Source organism: Streptomyces sp. NPDC047043 (genome assembly GCF_040644055.1).
Classification (GTDB): domain Bacteria; phylum Actinomycetota; class Actinomycetes; order Streptomycetales; family Streptomycetaceae; genus Streptomyces.
This window is the reverse complement of record NZ_JBEYVO010000001.1, coordinates 447148-465351: the sequence shown is the minus strand read 5'-3', so window position 1 is coordinate 465351 and position 18204 is coordinate 447148. Positions and strand designations below refer to the sequence as shown.

At 69.8% G+C, this 18204-nt stretch carries 23 protein-coding genes and 1 pseudogene; 15 read left to right on the top strand and 9 right to left on the bottom strand.

Translation table 11 applies throughout. The annotated features are described in order from the left end of the window. Window positions 1–74 precede the first annotated feature (74 nt). On the top strand, window positions 75–368 hold the full coding sequence (locus tag ABZ880_RS02250; RefSeq protein ID WP_361255385.1) for an antibiotic biosynthesis monooxygenase family protein: 294 nt from the start codon (window positions 75–77) through the stop codon (window positions 366–368). Between the two features lie 102 nt (window positions 369–470). Next, window positions 471–818: a hypothetical protein gene (locus ABZ880_RS02245; protein ID WP_361255382.1), complete on the top strand. Its 348-nt coding sequence runs from the start codon at window positions 471–473 to the stop codon at window positions 816–818. A 267-nt stretch (window positions 819–1085) separates the two neighbouring features. Here ABZ880_RS02245 and ABZ880_RS02240 read toward each other — a convergent pair whose 3' ends face one another. Both ABZ880_RS02240 and ABZ880_RS02235 read right to left on the bottom strand, forming a co-directional pair. Next, window positions 1086–1637 carry a hypothetical protein gene (locus ABZ880_RS02240; RefSeq protein ID WP_361255379.1) on the bottom strand — a complete coding sequence of 184 codons (552 nt, stop codon included), beginning with the start codon at window positions 1635–1637 and terminating at the stop codon, window positions 1086–1088. 68 nt (window positions 1638–1705) lie between these two features. Then, complete coding sequence (locus ABZ880_RS02235) at window positions 1706–2476, bottom strand: DeoR/GlpR family DNA-binding transcription regulator (RefSeq protein WP_361255376.1); 771 nt, start codon at window positions 2474–2476, stop codon at window positions 1706–1708. A 233-nt stretch (window positions 2477–2709) separates the two neighbouring features. On the opposite strand from ABZ880_RS02235, the gene ABZ880_RS02230 reads away from it, so the two are divergent. From ABZ880_RS02230 to ABZ880_RS02215, 4 genes are all read left to right on the top strand, one after another. After that, complete coding sequence (locus ABZ880_RS02230; RefSeq protein WP_361255373.1) at window positions 2710–3339, top strand: TetR/AcrR family transcriptional regulator; 630 nt, start codon at window positions 2710–2712, stop codon at window positions 3337–3339. 23 nt (window positions 3340–3362) lie between these two features. After that, entirely contained in the window at window positions 3363–4034 is a 672-nt protein-coding gene (locus ABZ880_RS02225) for an enoyl-CoA hydratase-related protein (protein WP_361255370.1), read from the top strand. 52 nt (window positions 4035–4086) lie between these two features. Further along, complete coding sequence (locus ABZ880_RS02220; protein ID WP_361255367.1) at window positions 4087–4545, top strand: PaaI family thioesterase; 459 nt, start codon at window positions 4087–4089, stop codon at window positions 4543–4545. Window positions 4546–4725: 180 nt separating this feature from the next. Continuing rightward, window positions 4726–5448 carry a VOC family protein gene (locus ABZ880_RS02215; RefSeq protein ID WP_361255364.1) on the top strand — a complete coding sequence of 241 codons (723 nt, stop codon included), beginning with the start codon at window positions 4726–4728 and terminating at the stop codon, window positions 5446–5448. A 22-nt stretch (window positions 5449–5470) separates the two neighbouring features. Here ABZ880_RS02215 and ABZ880_RS02210 read toward each other — a convergent pair whose 3' ends face one another. The 4 genes from ABZ880_RS02210 to ABZ880_RS02195 all read right to left on the bottom strand — a co-directional run bounded on the left by ABZ880_RS02210 (window position 5471) and on the right by ABZ880_RS02195 (window position 8168). Continuing rightward, a complete protein-coding gene (locus ABZ880_RS02210) occupies window positions 5471–5599 on the bottom strand; it encodes a hypothetical protein (RefSeq protein WP_361255361.1) in 129 nt (42 codons plus the stop codon). 105 nt (window positions 5600–5704) lie between these two features. Next, on the bottom strand, window positions 5705–6490 hold the full coding sequence (locus ABZ880_RS02205; protein WP_361255358.1) for an ABC transporter permease: 786 nt from the start codon (window positions 6488–6490) through the stop codon (window positions 5705–5707). Then, on the bottom strand, window positions 6487–7449 hold the full coding sequence (locus tag ABZ880_RS02200; protein WP_361255355.1) for an ATP-binding cassette domain-containing protein: 963 nt from the start codon (window positions 7447–7449) through the stop codon (window positions 6487–6489). Before ABZ880_RS02200 ends, ABZ880_RS02205 begins: the two co-directional genes overlap by 4 nt. A 53-nt stretch (window positions 7450–7502) precedes the next feature. Beyond that, a complete protein-coding gene (locus ABZ880_RS02195) occupies window positions 7503–8168 on the bottom strand; it encodes a DUF4097 family beta strand repeat-containing protein (RefSeq protein ID WP_361255352.1) in 666 nt (221 codons plus the stop codon). A 226-nt stretch (window positions 8169–8394) separates the two neighbouring features. Here ABZ880_RS02195 and ABZ880_RS02190 point away from each other — a divergent pair, with 226 nt between their 5' ends. Beyond that, window positions 8395–9141, top strand: a complete 747-nt coding sequence (locus ABZ880_RS02190) for a helix-turn-helix domain-containing protein (RefSeq protein WP_361255350.1) — start codon at window positions 8395–8397, stop codon at window positions 9139–9141. Window positions 9142–9147: 6 nt separating this feature from the next. Here ABZ880_RS02190 and ABZ880_RS02185 read toward each other — a convergent pair whose 3' ends face one another. Next, a complete protein-coding gene (locus ABZ880_RS02185; RefSeq protein ID WP_361255347.1) occupies window positions 9148–9765 on the bottom strand; it encodes a hypothetical protein in 618 nt (205 codons plus the stop codon). Window positions 9766–9938: 173 nt separating this feature from the next. On the opposite strand from ABZ880_RS02185, the gene ABZ880_RS02180 reads away from it, so the two are divergent. Further along, window positions 9939–10358, top strand: coding sequence for a VOC family protein (locus ABZ880_RS02180; protein ID WP_361255344.1), 420 nt, complete (start codon window positions 9939–9941; stop codon window positions 10356–10358). A gap of 45 nt (window positions 10359–10403) precedes the next feature. Further along, window positions 10404–10547, top strand: coding sequence for a hypothetical protein (locus ABZ880_RS02175; protein ID WP_361255341.1), 144 nt, complete (start codon window positions 10404–10406; stop codon window positions 10545–10547). On the opposite strand, the gene ABZ880_RS02170 is transcribed toward ABZ880_RS02175, so the two are convergent. After that, window positions 10544–11095 (bottom strand): helix-turn-helix domain-containing protein, encoded by a 552-nt coding sequence (locus ABZ880_RS02170; RefSeq protein ID WP_361255338.1) that lies wholly within the window; start codon window positions 11093–11095, stop codon window positions 10544–10546. The two genes, ABZ880_RS02175 and ABZ880_RS02170, sit on opposite strands and share 4 nt — an antisense overlap. 298 nt (window positions 11096–11393) lie before the next feature. Here ABZ880_RS02170 and ABZ880_RS02165 point away from each other — a divergent pair, with 298 nt between their 5' ends. From ABZ880_RS02165 to ABZ880_RS02145, 5 genes and pseudogenes are all read left to right on the top strand, one after another. Beyond that, window positions 11394–12089 carry a type 1 glutamine amidotransferase domain-containing protein gene (locus ABZ880_RS02165; protein ID WP_361255334.1) on the top strand — a complete coding sequence of 232 codons (696 nt, stop codon included), beginning with the start codon at window positions 11394–11396 and terminating at the stop codon, window positions 12087–12089. Between the two features lie 111 nt (window positions 12090–12200). After that, window positions 12201–12509, top strand: a pseudogene (locus tag ABZ880_RS02160) (alpha/beta hydrolase); the annotation flags it as partial. A gap of 63 nt (window positions 12510–12572) precedes the next feature. Further along, window positions 12573–13190, top strand: coding sequence for a VOC family protein (locus ABZ880_RS02155; protein WP_361255331.1), 618 nt, complete (start codon window positions 12573–12575; stop codon window positions 13188–13190). 84 nt (window positions 13191–13274) lie between these two features. Then, on the top strand, window positions 13275–14042 hold the full coding sequence (locus ABZ880_RS02150) for an SDR family NAD(P)-dependent oxidoreductase (protein WP_361255329.1): 768 nt from the start codon (window positions 13275–13277) through the stop codon (window positions 14040–14042). A gap of 123 nt (window positions 14043–14165) precedes the next feature. Further along, window positions 14166–14372 carry a hypothetical protein gene (locus tag ABZ880_RS02145; RefSeq protein WP_361255326.1) on the top strand — a complete coding sequence of 69 codons (207 nt, stop codon included), beginning with the start codon at window positions 14166–14168 and terminating at the stop codon, window positions 14370–14372. Between the two features lie 22 nt (window positions 14373–14394). On the opposite strand, the gene ABZ880_RS02140 is transcribed toward ABZ880_RS02145, so the two are convergent. Beyond that, window positions 14395–16272: a GAF domain-containing protein gene (locus ABZ880_RS02140; protein WP_361255323.1), complete on the bottom strand. Its 1878-nt coding sequence runs from the start codon at window positions 16270–16272 to the stop codon at window positions 14395–14397. Window positions 16273–16517: 245 nt separating this feature from the next. On the opposite strand from ABZ880_RS02140, the gene ABZ880_RS02135 reads away from it, so the two are divergent. After that, on the top strand, window positions 16518–18161 hold the full coding sequence (locus ABZ880_RS02135) for a methane monooxygenase (protein WP_361255320.1): 1644 nt from the start codon (window positions 16518–16520) through the stop codon (window positions 18159–18161). The last annotated feature ends 43 nt before the right edge of the window (window positions 18162–18204 follow it).

The following is an 18204-nucleotide window of genomic DNA, read 5'->3' as shown; positions in this document are numbered from 1 at the left end:
CCTGACGTGCGCTGGACCTGACCTCCCATCGTTACTGACCCCGGACCGGTCCCGACCACGAAGGACGCGACACCGTGAACAAGACTCTGCTCGCCGAGTTCACCGCCCGCGAGGGCGCGGAGGACGAGGTCTCCCGGCTGATCCTCGAGTACGCCAAGAAGGTGCGCGAGGAAGAGGGCAACCTCGCCTTCGACGTCTACACCAAGACGGCCGAGCCGCGCGCCTACTGGATCTTCGAGGTGTACCGGGACGAGGACGCCTTCCAGGCCCACCTGAAGGCGCCCTACGGCGGTCCGTTCAACACGGCTCTCACCCCGCTGATCGAGGAGGACGCGTCGGTGCTGACCTTCCTCGACCCGCTGTCGTGACCGGCGGCGATCCGGACCGATTTCGACGCGTCTTCATGGCAGGGAGCGGGTGAGCCAGCCGCGACCGGAGGCGGCCATTGGCACTTCAGCCGCCGGAGCTGGGTGGACGAGCGCGCCGACGTGGCGGCCTCCGTCTACGCCGGCCCGCGCGCCGCGGTCTTCGGCAACTCCACGGTGACCGGCAACGCCCGCATCGAGGGCCTTGTCTGGGCCAACTCCGGGGCCACGATCAGCGGCAACGTGGTCGTCGAGGACCATGCCATCGTGCAGGACGGGGCCGACCTGTCGGGCAACCTCGTGGTCGGCGGCGACGCCGAGATGTGGATCACCTGGTCCTCCGGCACCTATCTGCTCCACAATCCCGCCCGGCGCTGCGACGGCAACGGCGGCGAGAGCGACATCAACCCGCCCCACGGCACCCTCACGGACGCAGATCTCGCGATCAGCTAGGTGTGAACCCTCCCGCGGGCCGACTCCAGCCCTGGGGCCGGGTGCGGAAACAGGACCTCGACTCCATGCCCCGCCCCGTTCCTTGAACGCGGTGAGTCGGTGTCGAGCTCGCCGCATGTCCGTGACACCTCCGACTCGGAGATCCCGCTGTCCGCGCCCAGGCTTTGACCAGGTCATCGACCGAGCGGGGCAAGGCGCCGATGCGCTCGCACAGCACCCTGATCGTCTCAACCCCGTCGACCGTAGGCAGTGACTCCAGCAGCCGGATCAGTCAGACCGGGACAGGGCCATCGTGAGGCCGCCGAAGCTCTTCAGCCCGGTGATGAACGCCTTCAGCGAGTCGCGAGCCCGCTCCCGAGACGGCTCCCAGACGCGGGTGCACGAGTGGTGGACGTAGTCGTACATGGCATCGCGCATGTGGCTGTAGTTCATGTTCGCCCACGCCGCGGGCGGATTCTGCACGCCGACCGAGTTCCAGGTGTCGCCGAAGTGGCAGGCTCGGGTCTTGCAGTTCAAGACGCCGACCTCGTACTCCTGCGACACGTCCGGCAGGTCGGCGACGGGAAGCTCCGGCGGCCCGAGCAGCGGAGCCGGCACCTCGTTGGCCTTGTTCTTCCACGCGGTGACCCACATGACCACGCAGGGCAGCGTCAGCAGACGCGGACCGCGCCCGAGGCCGATCTTCGCCAGCTGAGGATTCGATACGTCCTGCCAGTCCTCCCATCCTTGAGCGGTCGACGGAAGCTGCACTCCGTCGTATGGCAGGAGCGTCCCGTCGAATTCCAGGAAGAGCAGGGGGAGACCTGCACCGTCGACCATGGCCGTCAGCCGTCAGCCGTCAGCCGTCAGCCGTCAGCCGTCAGCCGTCAGCCGTCAGCCGTCAGCCGTCAGCCGTCAGCTGTGGCCGGCGCTGTTGGTATCACCCTCACGCCGGCTTCCCGCAGAGCTGTACAAGTCGCGTTGTTTTCGGGGGCGTTGGTGATGAGTACATCCAAGTCCTCGGGATCGCAGATCTTCACCATGCCGGTGCCGGGGAACTTGCTCCTGTCGGCGAGGAGGACCACCTTGTCGCCGGCGGCGATCATGGCGCGCCGGGCGGGCACCTCGGCCACGGTGGTGTCCATGACCTGACCCCCGGGCCGGAGGCCGCACGCACCCATGAACAGCCAGTCGGCATGGACCTGGCGGAGGTTGTCCTCGGCCATGAAGCCGTCCAGCATGCGTGACTCGCGGATGACCATGCCGCCCAGCAGCATCAGCTCGATGTTCTCGTCATCGCGCAGTTCGTCGAAGACCGCGAGGTTGTTGGTGATCACGGTGAGCCGGCGGCCGCGCAGTCGAAGGGCCAGCCGGTGGACCGTCGTGCCGCTGTCGAGGATGACCGACTGGCCGTCCTCGATCATGGTGGCCGCCCGGGCGGCGATCGCATCCTTCTCGTGCACCTGAACCGCGGCAGCCTCGTCGAAGGGCGGCGGCTCTTCCTCGATGACCGCTCCGCCGTGCACCCGGGTCAGGCGCCCGTCCGCCTCCAGTTTGAGGAGGTCACGGCGGATGGTCGCCGCACTGGCATCCAACTGCTCGGCGAGGTCGGTCACGGAGGCGGTGCCGCCGGACCGCAGGGCCTGCAGGATGAGTTGGTGTCGTCGTTCAGCCAGCACGAACCGGACACTACACGCTGTCGGTCGACACAACCTGCCCGGATTTGGCTGCGGTTGACGACTGCGCATGGTCCCAGGGTGACTGCTCACCAAAGCCCTGAGCGCGCCGTGATCACGGAACAGTGCACCCCTCGGTGGAGGAAAGGCGTCGAAGCCCTCTTGCATGTTCTATGGCATACACCATAAGTTACTTACCGGTAGTGTCGGGGTGTCCGAGGAAGGGCGGTGACGGTGTGAGTCCGCGCAAGAGTGACAGCCGGGAGCGGATGGTCCTCGGTGCCGCCGCTCTGCTCGGTGAGTACGGCGTCGGCGCGACCAGCGTCGACCGGGTCCTCGCGCACACCGGTGCCCCGCGCGGGTCGGTCTACCACCACTTCCCGGGCGGGCGCGCCCAGTTGATCGACGAGGCGGTGGCGCTGGCCGGCGACTACATCGCCGACCTCATCGACGCCGCGACGCGGGCCGACGACGTGACCGAGGCGATCGACGCGTTCTTCGACCTGTGGCGGGACCGGCTCGTGGAGAGCGACTTCCGGGCCGGCTGCCCGATCGTGGCGGTGGCCGTCGAGACCAACGACGACGCCCCGCATCTGGCCCGCTCCGCCGCCGAGGTCTTCGCCCGCTGGCGGGACGCACTGGCCGGCCTGTTCCTCCGCAACGGCCTGCCCGAGGCACGCAGCAGGAGACTGGCCGCCTTCGTCATCGCCGCGGTCGAGGGCGCCGTGATCATGTGCCGGGCCGAACACAGCACCGCACCCTTGGACGATGCCGCCGCCGAGATCCACGACCTGTTGGTCCACGCCCTGCGCGACCGGCACGACCCCGACCCCGACCCCGATCCCGGTCGCGGCACCCGCCCGTGACCGCCCACCCCGAGGGAGCCGCCATGCCCCAACTCGACCGCCAGGACAACGTGTTCGTCCTCGACCTCGGAGACGGCGAGAACCGTTTCCACCCCGACTGGATCGCCGCCGTCGACGCCGCGCTGGACGAGGTGGAGAAGGCGGACGGGCCGCGCGCCCTGGTGACCGCGGCGACGGGCAAGTTCTACTCCAACGGTCTCGACCTGGACTGGCTGTTCGCCCACGCCGACCAGCACCAGGACTACGTCGTCTCCGTGCACGGGCTGTTCGCCCGGCTGCTGTCCCTGCCGGTGGTCACCGTGGCGGCGCTGCAGGGGCACACCTTCGCCGCCGGCGCCATGTTCTCCCTGGCTCACGACTTTCGGGTGATGCGCGCCGACCGCGGCTTCTGGTGTCTGCCCGAGGCAGACATCAACATCCCCTTCACGCCTGGCATGTCCGCCCTCATCCAGTCCCGCCTGACCCCGCGCACCGCCCATGAGGCCATGGTCACCGCACGCCGGTACGGCGGCCACGACGCCCTGTCCGCCGAGATCGTCGACCACGCCGTGGACGAAGATGCCGTACGGACCACGGCAGTTCGGATCGCACAGGCCCAGGCCGCCAAGGCGGGCGATACCCTCGCGACCATCAGGACCCGCATGTACGCGCCCGCCCTCGCCGCCCTGCGCGATACCGGCAATCCCCTCGGCTGAACCCGGACCCCGGACCCCGGACCGCGAGCACCACACAGCAAGGAGCACTCCCGTGTCCACGACCGACCTCACCGCCCTGTCCGGCCTGGAACTGATGCGCTGGATACAGTCCGTGAAGGCGACCGAGGCCGACATCCCCTCCATCGGCAGGCTGCTCGGCATGCGGTTCGACGAAGTGGAGCACGGCCGTACCGTCGTCTCGCTCGACACCCGCCCCGACTTCGCCAACCCCCTCGGCGCCGTCCACGGTGGCATCGCGGCCACTCTGCTGGACTCCGTCATGGGGTGCGCGGTGCACACGACCCTGCCCGCGGGTGTCGGCTACACGACCCTCGAACTGAAGGTCAACTACATCCGGGCCGCCCACACCGGCGGCCAGACGCTCGTCGCGGAGGGCAACGTCATCCACGCCGGCCGGCGCACCGCCACGGCGGAGGGCAAGGTCGTGGACGACCAGGGGAAGCTGATCGCCCACGCCACCACGACCTGCCTCATCCTCGGACGGGACTGAGGACTCCGCTGCCGCAGACGATCCGAATGGTGATCCCAGGGCGGTGGCCGAGAGCAGGGCAGGGCCGTCGCCGAATAACTCGGGTGCGGATGGCGGCACTTGCGCATAGGGTTCCGCGCGCAGGGCTGCCATGGGGCCCTGGCGGCAGCAGTCGGCCAGCGGATCGGAGATGTGCAAGGAATGACTTCTCAACTGTTTGCGCTCTGCTTCGAAGCGAGCCGTCCGCTGCGGCTCGCGCAGTTCTGGTCCGGGCTCCTGGGATGGGAGATGACCGACGATCCGCACGGCGGCGTCACGCTGCTGCCCAGCGACGACACCGGGTTCCGTATCCGTTTTGTGCCGACCCAGGAGCAGAAGGCCGGCCAGAACCGGATGCACTTCGACCTGACGAGCACATCCCTGGAGGGGCAGCAGAAGACCGTGGCCGACGCGCTGGAACTCGGCGGACGGCACATCGACGTCGGTCAGCGCCCGGAGGAGGGCCACGTGGTGCTCGCCGACCCGGACGGCAACGAGTTCTGCGTCATCGAGCCGGGCAACAACTTCCTCGCCGAATGCGGCTTCATCGGAGCGCTGGCCTGCGACGGTTCGCAGGACGTCGGCTACTTCTGGAGCGAAGCGCTGAGGTGGCCGCTGGTCTGGGATCAGGACCAGGAGACCGCGATCCGCTCGCCGCACGGCGGTCCGAAGATCACGTGGGGCGGTCCGCCCGTCGCACCGAAGACGGGGCGGAACCGGCTGCATTTCGACCTCGCTCCACCGACTGACGGTGACCAGAAGGCGGAGGTCGACCGTCTCGTCTCCCTCGGGGCGACCCGAGTCGACTCCGGCGAGGGCGAGACCGGTCGGGTGGAGATGCTCGATCCCGACGGCAACGAGTTCTGTGTGCTGACACCTCGGTAGCGAGGGCAGTGCCGGGCGGGCGTCAGCGCGGTGTGATGCCGTCGAAGGCGATGCCGAGGAGGCCCTCGCCGGCGCCGGGGGTGAACTCGGCTGCGTCGGCCGGCTGTTCGACGACAGTGGCGTCGTGCCGTGGTGACTTGCGTGGCCCCACCGGTGGCCGTGGACGCCGGTGGGGCGGCGTGCGCCGACGTGGTGTCGGGGTACGCCGCCCTCGGGCGGGACGAGTTGCGGGAGACGGCCCGCGCGGTCATGGCGGTTACTTCGGGTCGCTGTTGAACTTCGCGGCCGACCAGAAGTAGCCGAGCACCGCGAGGCCCAGGCACCAGGCGATGGCGAGCCAGCCGTTGTGGCCGATCTCGGTGCCGAGCAGCAGGCCGCGCAGGGTCTCGATGGCCGGGGTGAACGGCTGGTACTCGGCGATCGGCTGGAACCAGCCCGGCATCGTGTCGGCCGGGATGAAGGCGCTGGAGATGAGCGGCAGGAGGATCAGCGGCTGGGCACTGTTGGCGGCGGCTTCGGCGTTCGGGCTGGCCAGGCCCATCCCGACGGCGATCCAGGTCAGGGCCAGGGCGAAGAGTACGAGCAGCCCGAACGCGGCCAGCCATTCCAGGACGGTGGCGTCGGTGGAGCGGAAGCCGATGGCCACCGCGACGGCGCCGACCAGGACCACGCTCATCACGCACTGCAGCACGCTGCCGATGACGTGCCCGATGAGTACGGAGCCGCGGTGGATGGCCATGGTGCGGAAGCGGGCGATGATGCCCTCGTTCATGTCGGTGGCGACGGACACCGCGGCCCCGATCACCGTGCCGCCGATGGTCATCATCAGGATGCCCGGGACGATGTAGGCGATGTAGTCGGAGCGGTCGGTGCCGCCGATGCCCGCGCTCATCACGTTGCCGAAGATGTAGACGAACAGGAGCAACAGCATCACCGGGGTGAGCAGCAGGTTCAGGGTGAGGGACGGGTAGCGGCGCGCGTGCAGGAGGTTGCGCCGCAGCATCGTCTTCGAGTCGCGTACGGCGAGGGAGAGGGCGCTCATCGGGCAGACTCCTTGGGCTGGTTGGGGACGTTGCCGGGGCCGGTCAGGGCGAAGAACACGTCGTCGAGGTCGGGGGTGTGCACGGTCAGTTCGTCGGCTTCGATGCCGGCCGTGTCGAGCCAGTCGAGGAGGGAGCGCAGTTCGCGCTGGCTGCCGTCGCTGGGGATGTGCAGGGTGAGCGCCTCGTCGTCGCGGGTGGTCTCGCGTAGCGCGGAGGCGGCGGACCGGTAGGCGGCGGGGTCGGTGAAGCGGAGTCGGATGTGGCCGCCGGGGATGAGGCGCTTGAGCTCCTCGGCGCTGCCTTCGGCGGCGATGGTGCCGTTGTTCAACACCGCGATGCGGTCGGCGAGTTGGTCGGCCTCGTCCAGATACTGGGTGGTGAGGAAGACGGTGACGCCGCCGGTGACGAGCTCGCGGATGATCTGCCACATGTTGTGCCGGGAGCGGGGGTCGAGGCCGGTGGTGGGTTCGTCGAGGAAGATGATCCGTGGGCTGCCGACCAGGGTCATGGCGATGTCGAGGCGGCGTTTCATGCCGCCGGAGTAGGTGGAGGCGGGTTTCTGCGCGGCGTCCACCAGGTCGAAGCGGTCCAGGAGTTCGGCGGTGACCCGGCGCCCCTCCGCGCGGGAGAGGTGGTGCAGGTCGGCCATGAGGAGCATGTTCTCCTCGCCGGTGATCAGGCCGTCCACGGCGGAGAACTGCCCGGTGACACCGATCGCGGCGCGGACCGCCTGCGCCTCGGCGGCCACGTCGTGGCCGCCGACGCGGATCTCGCCCGAGGCGGGGTCGGGGGAGATGAGGGTGGAGAGGATGTTGACGGCCGTGGTCTTGCCGGCGCCGTTCGGGCCGAGCAGGGAGAAGATCGTTCCCTCGGGGACGGCCAGGTCGATGCCGTCGAGCACGACCTTGTCGCCGTAGGACTTGCGCAGCCCGTGTGCCGCGATGGCCGGGGTGGTCATAAGGGCTCCTTCAGAAGCAGCGGATCAGGGGTTGCGGGTCAGGGGCTTGCGGATCAGAGGCTGCGGGCGGTGATGTCGCCGCGGGAGGTGGTGGCGTGGATGTCGAGTGCGGTGGTGCCGTCGTTCTTGAGGGTGTTGCTGACGCGGCCGTGGTCGGTGCCGGCGTCCAGGGCGGCCGAGACGCCGGCGGCGGCGGTGACGGAGATGTCGCCGTCCTGGGTGCGCAGCACGACGGTGCCTTGTACGGCCTCGGCGATGCGGATGTCGCCGCGTGCGGTGCTGATCTGTGCGGGGCCGGTCAGGCGGCCGACCTCGATGTCGCCGTCGGTCGCGGTGAGGCGGATGCTCGCCGCCTCGTCGATCTTGATGTGGCGGTGGGCGCCGTCGAAGGTGATCTCGCCGAGGCGTCCGACGCCGCGTAGTTCGGCGGCGGCCGCCGTGGCGTCGATGCGGGAGTCGGCGGGCAGTTGGACGGTCACCTCGACGGATCCGGAGGTGCCGAGGAGGCGGTTGTGCGCGGCGGGGGCGGCGATGCGCAGGACGCCGTCGCCGTAGCCGACCTCGATCTGCTCCGCCGCCTTCACGTCGCGGCTCTTGGCGGCGTTGGCGGGCAGGACCTCGACGACGGTGTCGGCGCGGTCGGCGGCGATGAACCGGATGCGGCCCGCGGGGATGTCCAGGACGGCCAGGACGGGGGCGGGGGTGTCGAACTTCTGCATCGTGCTCTCCTTCGACTCGCTGTTTCTGATGAAGGAAAAGCTACGTTGCGTTCATGAATACGGCAACAAGTTCGTTGCGGAAATTCACTGCCATTGCAGGCCAGCGACAGGAAATCGTTGCAATGGTTTGAGAACTAATGCAACAGCAGCCACTCGTTGCGTTGCAATGGTTTGAGAGTGAACGCTATGCTGGCGGCGGCACCAGGGAGAGACGAAGGAGATCGCAATGCCGGGAGGCAGGCTCACCCAGCAGGAACGCCAGCAGATCGCGTCGGGGCTGGCCGACGGCCTTGCCTACGCGGAGATCGCCAGACGCCTCGACCGTCCGACCTCGACGATCACGCGTGAGGTGATGCGCAACGGCGGCCCCGCCGCCTACCGCGCCGACCTGGCCCACCACGCCACCGAACGCCGCGCCCACCGGCGCAGGCAGGCCGCGCCCCGGGGCGGGGCGGAGGCACCCACGCAGGCTCATGGACGCGACGCCGCCGCCGTGCGGGAGTACGAGGAGACGCTGGCCACCCTGTTCATGCAGCAGGGCCTTCCCAAGATGATGTCCCGAGTGCTGACCTGCCTCTACACCACCGACGCGGGCAGCCTCACCGCGTCCGAACTCGTCCAGCGCCTTGAGGTCAGCCCGGCGTCCGTCTCCAAAGCGATCGCGTTCCTCGAGAATCTGGACCTCGTCCGCCGGGAACCGGGCGAAGGGCGCCGCGAGCGCTACGTCGTCGACGACGACGTCTGGTATCAGTCGATACTCGCCAGCGCCCGCGCCACCGCCCAGCTCGCCGAGACCGCACGGCAGGGCGTCGGCATCCTCGGTTCCGGCACCCCGGCCGCCACCCGCCTGGAGAACATCGCCCGCTTCGTCGGCTTCGTCACCGAGAGCATGACCCGCGCCGCGGAACAGGCCCGCGAGGTCCTCCACACGAAGCCCGAAACGCCCTCGGACAGCGCCGCCGGGCCGAGTTAGCGAGGTTCACCGACCGGCGGCCAGTTTCGCGGTGACGGATCGAGCCACCCGGACCACCCTGTCGTCCGACACGGTGGCCGACTTGGTCGAGGTGTCCGCCGTGGTCGCGAAGGACAGCACCCAGGTCCGGGCCCCCGAGTTCCACACGACGAAGATGATGTGCTGCCGCGTCCGCACCTGATGGGCGGTTTCCCGAAAGGCCTGCCGGCCCAGGTCGCTGACCGGGTCGACCCGCACGTCACGCATCCCGGCCGGGGTCGGGTGCGCGCTCAGGTCGTGGGTGGCGGACAGTTCGGCGGCGTAGGTGCGGGTGGCCGGGGTGAGCGACAGTATTGACGTCCCGTCGGCGGCGGCGTAACCGCACACGTCCGGCGCGTCGCCCCTGTCGGGGCCGACCTGCGCCGTGGGCCGGGCGTCGGCGATGAGCTGCCTGGCGGCGTCCACGGTCAGGGCCGTGCACAGCTGGGACGGTGGCTGCGTCTTCACCGAACCGGCGGCGGGAGCGGTGGTTGCGTCGGCGGTCGAGGGCGTGGAGTGGGCCGGGGTGCTGCAGGCGGTCAGCAGAACGAATGTGATCGCCGTGATCGAACCGGCGATGGCAAGGGAGAAGCGACGCACCATCATGGGATGAGGTCCTGTTGGTCGGGTGAATTCGGGGGGCGAGCGAAGAGGCACCCCGCCGGTCGACGGGGTGCCTCAGCGGACCGGTCACGACCGGACGCGCAGCAGGCCAGTAGGCTCCGGGGATCAGGCGCCGAACAGCAGCGGCGGCGAAGCATCCGGGAGTACTCGCGGACATGGACGGACGACCCAGCCACGAGCCCGGCACCCCTCGTATGTCGAGACACGACTGGTGGGGCATCGTGCTCGAGGCGCCCGATCCACGGGCGCTGGCCCGCTTCTACTCGGAGCTGCTGGGCTGGGAGATCGCCAAGGAGGACGCGGACGGGGCGGCCATCGCGCCACCGGAAGGCGTGGCCTACATCGCCTTCCAGTACGCCGACGGGTACGTCCCTCCGGTCTGGCCGGCCCAGGAGGGCGCTCAGCGGATGACGATGCACCTCGACTTCGAAGTCGTCGATCTGCAGGCGGCCGTGGCACACGCGCTCGAACTCGGCGCGCGGGAGGCCGACCACCAGCCGCAGGAGAACGTCACAGTGATGCTCGACCCGGCCGGCCACCCGTTCTGTCTCTACGTGGACGGCAGCGGCAGCTAGCGGAGGCATTCCCCGGGCGATCGTCGGGCGTGTGGGTTGGCGTGCATGAAGAGTCGGGGAGCGGGTGCCGGTGAGGTGCGTTTCCGCTCCTGCGGGCGGCTCGACATCGTGTGGGAGGGCGACCGGTTCTGCGCCTGCGGTGACGAGGTGCTGCCGCGGGAGTGGGACGTGGACGAGGTACGGGACTAGCCGGCGGCTTGTCGGGGAGCAGGGCGGGTCATGCGCCGTACGAGATCCTCCCGGGCCGTTTGCAGACGTGTGGCGGTCATGCCGCGTTCCTGCAGCAGGTGATCGTCCCGGAGTCCGATCTCCAGGAAGGTGAGCAGGGCGTAGGCGAGGCATGCGCAGTCCCCGTCCACGTCTGCCTCCTGCATGAGTGCCGTCATATGGCTGTGGAAGGCGCGGCCCAGCTCCGAGCGTTGGCGGCGCTCGGCCAGCACGTGGCGGACGAGGGCGGCGCCCACGTCCTGGGCGTTGGCGGCGGGGTCCAGCAAGGTGCGGCCGAAGGCCAGGAGTCGATCCACGGCCGGGGCGCCCGGCCCCAGCGGGGGCGGACCCTCGCAGTAGGCCTCCTGGAATTCGGCCTCGGCGTCGCTGAGCAGGGCCAGTAGCAGGCCCTCGCGGTCACCGAACCGCCGGAAGAGCGTGCCCTTCCCCACTCCGGCGGCCTGCGCCACGGCTTCCATGGCCACCTGCTCGGCTCCCCGCTCGATCACCAGGCGGGCCGCCGCTTCCATGATGCGGGCGCGGTTTCGGCGGCATTCGCCCGCTCGGTGCAGGGAGTTGTCGGCGGGAGCGTCATGATTCGTTCCCGGCGAAGTTCTCCTTCACGCTGTTCTCCTCCACTGAGTCTGAACGGGGACCCGTTCAGTCAGGTTCCCCGAGGTCGCCAACTTGTGGCGCTGCACGCGGGCCCGGGCCGACCAGGGTGTCTCACGGGTTCGACCGTGCCTCCGTGTGCGGGAGCGTGATCGGGACGGCGGTTCTGCGGTGCGGACGCGGACCGCGCACCCTGGACGGCAGGAGTGATCGAAGATGGCAAAGGTGCTGTTCGTGGTCTCAGGGGCCACGTACCTGACGTTGAAGGACGGCACGCGGTACGCCACGGGCTACTGGGCCGAGGAGTTCGCGCGGCCGTACAAGGCGATCACGGACGCAGGCCATGAGGTCGTGGTCGCGACACCGGGCGGCGTGACACCGAACGTCGACATGATGAGTCTGCGTCCCTCGATGGCGGGCGGCGAGGAGGGAGCCCTCGAGCTGGAGGCCATCATCCGTTCCGCGGAGGCGATGCGGCGGCCCATCCAGCTGTCGGACGCCCGTGTCGAGGACTACGACGCGGTCTACCTGCCCGGCGGCCATGGTCCGATGCAGGACCTGTGGGTGGACGCCGACGCGGGCCGGCTGCTGACGGCGGCGCTCGCCTCCGGCAAGCCGCTCGTCATCGTGTGCCACGCCCCCTCCGCTCTGCTGGCCACTCGCATCCACGGCCGGTCGCCCTTCAAGGGCTACCGGGTCACGGGCTTCACCAACGAGGAGGAGGCGGCCGTAGGACTGGCCGACAAGGCGCAGTGGCTGCTCGAGGACGAGCTGAAGGAAAAGATCGGTGTCGAGTTCAGCCGTGGCCCTATCTGGGAGCCGTACACGGTGGAGGACCGCAATCTGTTCACCGGCCAGAACCCCCATTCGGCGGCGGTCCTGGCGCAGCGGCTGCTGAAGGAGCTGGCCTAGCGGCAACGCCCGGGGGAGCGCAGCGGACGGCAGTGCTCCCCCGGGCGACGGTCGCCGTCGAGGCGAACCTCCGGCAGTCCCAACTCACAGGACGGACCCCATGCTCAACAGGCCTTCGACAATCCCGACTACGTCGCCATCGTGATCCACAGCTACCGCTGGCGGCTGGGCCTCGCGGCGGGCGACCCGCGCTACGACGGCATCGAGGCGCAGCTCGCTGCGGGACCGGGCATCGCGGTGCCCACGATCACCCTTGACGGCGCGTTGGATCCGTTCACCCTGCCGGGCGACGGCAGCGCGTACCGTGCGAAGTTCAGCGGCCCGTACGCCCACCGCACGCTGGCGGGCATCGGGCACAACGTGCCTCAGGAATCCCCGGAGGCGTTCGCCCAGGCCGTCCTGGACGTCGAGTGCCTCTGACAGTTGGCGGCCGCGCGAGTCCCGTCGCGTCGGCATCTCGTACGAGAACAGGAGGCGCACGTCATGGACATGAAACTCGAGGTCGTCGTGGTGCCGGTGGCCGACGTCGACCGGGCCAAGGGCTTCTACACGGGGTTGGGCTGGCGGCTCGACGCGGACGTCGCCACCGACGAGAACTTCCGGGTGGTGCAGGTGACGCCGCCGGGCTCGCCGGCGTCGGTCATCTTCGGCACCTCGGTCACCTCCCAGACACCGGGCTCGGCTCAGGGCCTGCACCTGATCGTGGACGACATCAACGCCGCGCACGGGGAGTTGAAGCGGCTCGGCGCCGAGCCGAGCGAGGTGTTCCACGACGCCGGCGGTGTCTTCCACCACGCCGGGACCGACGCCCGGGTGCCGGGTCCGGATCCGCAGCGCAGCAGTTACGGCTCGTTCGTGTCGTTCAGCGACCCGGACGGCAACGGCTGGGTCCTGCAGGAGATCACCACCCGGCTCCCGGGCCGCCTGGATCCCGCGACCACGACGTTCGCCTCGGCCGAGGACCTGGCGGGCGCGCTGCGCCGCGCCGCGGCCGCGCACGGCGAGCACGAGAAGCGCATCGGAGCGGAGGACCCGAACTGGCCGGGCTGGTACGCGGAGTACATGGTGCGCGAGCAGGCCGGGACCGAACTGCCGTCCTGAGCACGGCGGTTGATCTCCGGCGGCGCCCGGTCCCGCGCCGGCCTCGACACACGGTCGTCCTCGACGAGAGGGAGTGAGTCAGCCATGTCCGACAAACCGCTGGCCGGAGCCGTCGCCCTGGTCACCGGCGCCAGCAGCGGCATCGGTGCCGCGACCGCGCGCCGGCTGGCCGAGGAGGGCGCGGCGGTGGCCCTCGTCGCCCGCCGCCGCGAGCGCCTGGACCGGCTCGCCGACGACATCACGGACCAGGGCGGCAAGGCCCGTGCGGTGGAGGCCGACATCACCGAGCCCGAGCAGGCGTACCAGGCCGTCCAGGACACTCTCGAGCGGTTCGAGCGCCTCGACGTCCTGGTCAACAACGCGGGGATCATGCTGCTCGGCACGGCCCTGCACACCACGATCGAGGAGTGGGACCGGATGGTCTCGCTCAACGTGGCGGCGCTGCTGCACGTCACGCATGCCGCCGTTCCGTATCTGATCGACGCGGCCGCCACGTCCCCGCGGGAGGTGGCGGACATCGTCAACGTCGGCTCGACGGCCGGACGGGTGGCCCGGCCGGGCAGCAGCGTCTACAACCTGACCAAGTTCGGCCTGAACGGCTTCACCGAGGCGCTTCGCCAGGAGCTGCTCGTGGAACGGGTGCGCGTCGGCGTGGTCGAACCCGGCACCGTACAGACGGAGTTGATGGACCAGCTCGGCGAGGGCACCCGCGAAGCGGCACTGCGCCAGGTCGGCGGGATCGAACCGCTGCAGGCGCAGGACATCGCGGACGCGATCGGTTACATCGTCACCCGCGAGCGGCGGGTGGCCGTCAACGAGATGCTGGTTCGCGCCGGTGATCAGACGTGGTAGCCGGCACTGGAAGCAGGCCTTCTTCCGTGGTCGATCCCGACGAAGCCGTCTCACAGTGAGACAGTGACCGCCGCCACCGACCGACACCCTGGAGGTGAATCTCCGAGGCAAGGGAGGCCAGGGATGGGGACACGGCCATGGGCACACCGGGATCGGTTGCTGGTGTTCGGCGGACTCGGTGTCCTGCTGGCGGTGTGCGGAGCGGTCGCCGCTGCCGCTGGCGCCTCCGCCGGTCCCGGCTTGATGCTCGCGGGGACCGCACTGGGCTGTTGGGAGGGGCTCGGGCTGTGGCTGCACGGCGCATACCGACGGAGCGCCCGCGAGGAGTGACCGTCCTTGCGCCGTCCCGCCGTCACCCGGGATGCGGGCCCAGCCGGATCCCGTACGCCGCGATCTTCCGGTAGATCGTCGCCCGGGAGATCCCCAGCGCCTTCGCGGCCTTCGCCTTGTCGTCACCGTGGCCGAGGAGGGCCTGGACGATCAGGTCCCGCTCCGTGGACTCCCAGGCGGACAACGGGTGTTGAGCTTGGGACAGCACGGACGGTGGCAGGTCGCTCTCCTCGATCACCGAGCCCGTGCGATGCGCCTCGGCATATCGGAGCGAACCGGCGAGCTGGCGGACATTGCCCGGCCACGGAGCCCTGGACAGGGCCCGCAGCACGGCCTCCGTACAGGTGGCGTCCCCGCCCTGGCGGGCGATCAGGTTGCTCACGAGCGCCGGGATGTCGGTCGTACGGTGCCGCAGCGGCGGCACCGTCACCTCGGCCCCGAAGCGTGCCCGTACGGGATCGACGTGTTCCGCGGCCTTCCGCTGTCCGCCCGCGCCGGGCAGCGTCGGTCCCTCGCGTGTGAGCAGCGCGGCCACCCAGCCGGACCGCCCCGCTGTGCTGCGCAACACGGCGTCGAGCTGCCCGGCCACCATGGCCGGCAGCAGTTCGAGATGGCGCAGCACCACCGTGCCCCGGTCCTCGGCCAGATCCTGGAAGACGGCACTCAGCCAGGCGGCCGCCCCGCTACGCACGTCGGCCGCGTCGTGCACGGCATACGGTGCGGTGGGCGCGACGTGCCGGTGCACGGCCCGTACGAGCTCCTGCTTACCGGTGCCCGCCTCGCCGTCCACCAGCGTCCAGCGCCCCTGCCCGCAGTGCCGGATCAACTGCTGCACCACGCCCTGGAAGCCGGGACTCGAACCGGCGATGCCCGGCAGCTGCGGCATCCGGGTCGCCGCGCGCGGCGCGGGCGCCTCCTGCTCCGCGACCAGCCGCAGCTCGATCAGATACGCGGCCGGGCTTCCCGTGGGCGTGCCGTCCGCCACCTCCCGGCCCCGCACCTGCACCGTCCGTCCGTCGCTCAGCACCAGACGTTGTTCGCGCAGCCCCGCCGGGTCCGTGGCCAGTTCCCGCAGCCGGCGGTGGTCGTCCGGGCCGAGCAGCTCCGTCGCGGCCGCGTCGGCGAGCAGCAGCCCGTCGGTGAGGGTGACCAGGGCCCGCCGAGAGCGCTGACGCAACGTCAGGAAGGCGCGGAACGCGGCCCGTTCCCGCTCCGAGCCGATCTCCAGCAGTCGCTCCTCGATGTCGGCGGCGGCCTCCCTCACCAACGCAAGCATCAACGGCGAGGCCGTGTGCTGCCAGGAGGTCAGGTCGATCAGGCCGAGCACCCGGCCGCTGGCCAGGTTGCGGATGGGCGCGGCGGCGCACGACACCTGTTGCAGCCGCTCGGAGAAGTGCTCCGAGCCGAAGACATGTGCCGTGCGGCCGTCCTCGGCGGCGGTGCCGATGCCGTTCGTGCCGACGTACTCCTCGGCATAGCTGAAGCCCGGCGCCAGGCAGATGTCGTCGAGGTGGCGGTGCAGCGCCCGATCACCGGTCCGGCGCTCGCGCACGCGGCCCTTGGAGTCGGTCAGGATCAGGGACATCGGGGTGCCCTGAAGGGCGTCGGCGAGCCGGTCGAGGACCGGGCGAGCGGCCGTGGCCAGGCGGGAGTGCGGGTCGAAGTCGGAGTTGTAGGGAGCCTCGATACGGTCGGCGTCCACGCCCCAGAAGCGGGAGCGCTGCCAGGAGTCGAGGATGGGCGCCCGGACCTCGGAGGACGGAACGGCCGCCCCTTCCAGGAACAGGTTGCGGGCACGGACGGGGTTCAGGTGCGGGAAGGGGTGGTCCGGGCCGAGCGGCGAGACAGGAGGAGACGGCCTCGTCCCGTCGAGAGGGTGCGCGGTTTCCAGGGGTTCCATCGGCTCTGCGCCTTCCGCCGTGCGACGACGCCGCTGATCGTGCGACGACGCTCGGGGTTCCGGTATCGCCAGCACGTTAAGTCCGGCCGAGGGGCGACGGCCAGACCTGCGTTGTGACCCGTGTCTCAACTTGAGACGACGGGCTGCCGTGACCGCCCCCACGATGGCGATCGCCCGGTCACAGACGGCAGTGCGCCGCCGGTTCCGCCGGGATCACCGCCGAGTCAGCCGGAGGAGCATCACCCGTGAGCCGACAGAGCCTGAGCAAGGCGCACAAGAAGATCACCGAGTTGTCGTGGGAGCCGACGTTCGCAACGCCGGCCGACCGCTTCGCGACCGACTACCGCTTCGACAAGGCCCCCAAGAAGGACCCGCTCAAGCAGGTCCTGCGCTCCTACTTCCCGATGGAGGAGGAGAAGGACAACCGGGTCTACGGCGCGATGGACGGCGCGATTCGCGGCAACATGTTCCGCCAGGTCCAGCAGCGCTGGATGGAGTGGCAGAAACTGTTCCTGTCGATCATCCCGTTCCCCGAGATCAGCGCGGCCCGCGCGATGCCGATGGCGATCGGCGCGGTGCCCAACCCGCAGCTGCACAACGGACTCGCCGTCCAGATGATCGACGAGGTACGCCACTCGACGATCCAGATGAACCTCAAGCGCCTCTACATGAACCACTACATCGACCCCGCCGGGTTCGACATCTCGGAGAAGGCGTTCGCCAACTGCTACGCCGGCACCATCGGCCGCCAGTTCGGCGAGGGGTTCATCACCGGCGACGCGATCACCGCCGCCAACGTCTATCTGACGCTGGTCGCCGAGACCGCGTTCACCAACACCCTGTTCGTGGCGATGCCCGCCGAGGCCGCCGCCAACGGCGACTACCTGCTGCCCACCGTCTTCCACTCGGTGCAGTCGGACGAGTCCCGGCACATCTCCAACGGCTACTCGATCCTGCTGATGGCCCTCGCCGACGAGGACAACCGTCAGCTCCTGGAGCGCGATCTGCGCTACGCCTGGTGGAACAACCACTGCGTCGTCGACGCCGCCATCGGCACCTTCATCGAGTACGGCTCCAAGGACCGCCGCAAGGACCGCGAGTCGTACGCCGAGATGTGGCGGCGCTGGATCTACGACGACTACTACCGGTCGTACCTGATCCCGCTGGAGAAGTACGGCCTGAAGATCCCGCACGACCTCGTCGAGGAGGCGTGGAAGCGGATCTGGGACCAGGGCTACGTCCACAAGGTCGCCCAGTTCTTCGCCACCGGCTGGCCCGTCAACTTCTGGCGCATCGACGGGATGACGGACGAGGACTTCGAGTGGTTCGAGTCCAAGTACCCGGGCTGGTACGCGGAGTACGGCGCCTGGTGGGAGGCGTACAACCGGATGCGGCACCCGGGCCGCAACAAGCCGATCGCCTTCGAGGACGTCGGCTACCAGTACCCGCACCGCTGCTGGAGCTGCATGGTGCCGTGCCTGATCCGGCAGGACATGGTGGTCGACAAGGTCGACGGGCAGTGGCGCACGTACTGCTCGGAGACCTGCGCGTGGACCGACACCACCGCGTTCCGGCCCGAGTACGAGGGCCGCGCCACGCCGTCGATGGGCCGGCTGACCGGCAAGCGCGAGTGGGAGACGCTCTACCACGGCCAGGACCTCGCCGACATCGTCCAGGACCTCGGCTACGTCCGCGACGACGGCAGGACCCTGATCCCGCAGCCGCACCTCGACCTCGACGACCCGAAGAAGCTCTGGACCCTCGACGACGTCCGGGGCAACACCTTCGTCAGCCCCAACATCACGCTCAACGAGATGTCCGACGAGGAGCGCGAGGCGCACGTCGCGGACTACCGCGGCCGCACCAACATCACCCCGTCGGCGATCTGACGGTCCCGTACGAGGGGCGGCGACGGACCCGTCGCGGGGTCGC

Excerpts from the sequence above, each read along its gene's own strand:
- ABZ880_RS02240 (WP_361255379.1), bottom strand. The coding sequence starts at position 1,637 with ATGGTCGACGGTGCAGGTCTCCCCCTGCTCTTCCTGGAATTCGACGGG.
- ABZ880_RS02225 (WP_361255370.1), top strand. The coding sequence starts at position 3,363 with ATGCCCCAACTCGACCGCCAGGACAACGTGTTCGTCCTCGACCTCGGA.
- ABZ880_RS02215 (WP_361255364.1), top strand. The coding sequence starts at position 4,726 with ATGACTTCTCAACTGTTTGCGCTCTGCTTCGAAGCGAGCCGTCCGCTG.
- ABZ880_RS02205 (WP_361255358.1), bottom strand. The coding sequence starts at position 6,490 with ATGAGCGCCCTCTCCCTCGCCGTACGCGACTCGAAGACGATGCTGCGG.
- ABZ880_RS02200 (WP_361255355.1), bottom strand. The coding sequence starts at position 7,449 with ATGACCACCCCGGCCATCGCGGCACACGGGCTGCGCAAGTCCTACGGC.
- ABZ880_RS02195 (WP_361255352.1), bottom strand. The coding sequence starts at position 8,168 with ATGCAGAAGTTCGACACCCCCGCCCCCGTCCTGGCCGTCCTGGACATC.
- ABZ880_RS02190 (WP_361255350.1), top strand. The coding sequence starts at position 8,395 with ATGCCGGGAGGCAGGCTCACCCAGCAGGAACGCCAGCAGATCGCGTCG.
- ABZ880_RS02185 (WP_361255347.1), bottom strand. The coding sequence starts at position 9,765 with ATGATGGTGCGTCGCTTCTCCCTTGCCATCGCCGGTTCGATCACGGCG.
- ABZ880_RS02180 (WP_361255344.1), top strand. The coding sequence starts at position 9,939 with ATGGACGGACGACCCAGCCACGAGCCCGGCACCCCTCGTATGTCGAGA.
- ABZ880_RS02175 (WP_361255341.1), top strand. The coding sequence starts at position 10,404 with ATGAAGAGTCGGGGAGCGGGTGCCGGTGAGGTGCGTTTCCGCTCCTGC.
- ABZ880_RS02170 (WP_361255338.1), bottom strand. The coding sequence starts at position 11,095 with ATGGAAGCGGCGGCCCGCCTGGTGATCGAGCGGGGAGCCGAGCAGGTG.
- ABZ880_RS02165 (WP_361255334.1), top strand. The coding sequence starts at position 11,394 with ATGGCAAAGGTGCTGTTCGTGGTCTCAGGGGCCACGTACCTGACGTTG.
- ABZ880_RS02155 (WP_361255331.1), top strand. The coding sequence starts at position 12,573 with ATGGACATGAAACTCGAGGTCGTCGTGGTGCCGGTGGCCGACGTCGAC.
- ABZ880_RS02150 (WP_361255329.1), top strand. The coding sequence starts at position 13,275 with ATGTCCGACAAACCGCTGGCCGGAGCCGTCGCCCTGGTCACCGGCGCC.
- ABZ880_RS02145 (WP_361255326.1), top strand. The coding sequence starts at position 14,166 with ATGGGGACACGGCCATGGGCACACCGGGATCGGTTGCTGGTGTTCGGC.
- ABZ880_RS02140 (WP_361255323.1), bottom strand. The coding sequence starts at position 16,272 with ATGGAACCCCTGGAAACCGCGCACCCTCTCGACGGGACGAGGCCGTCT.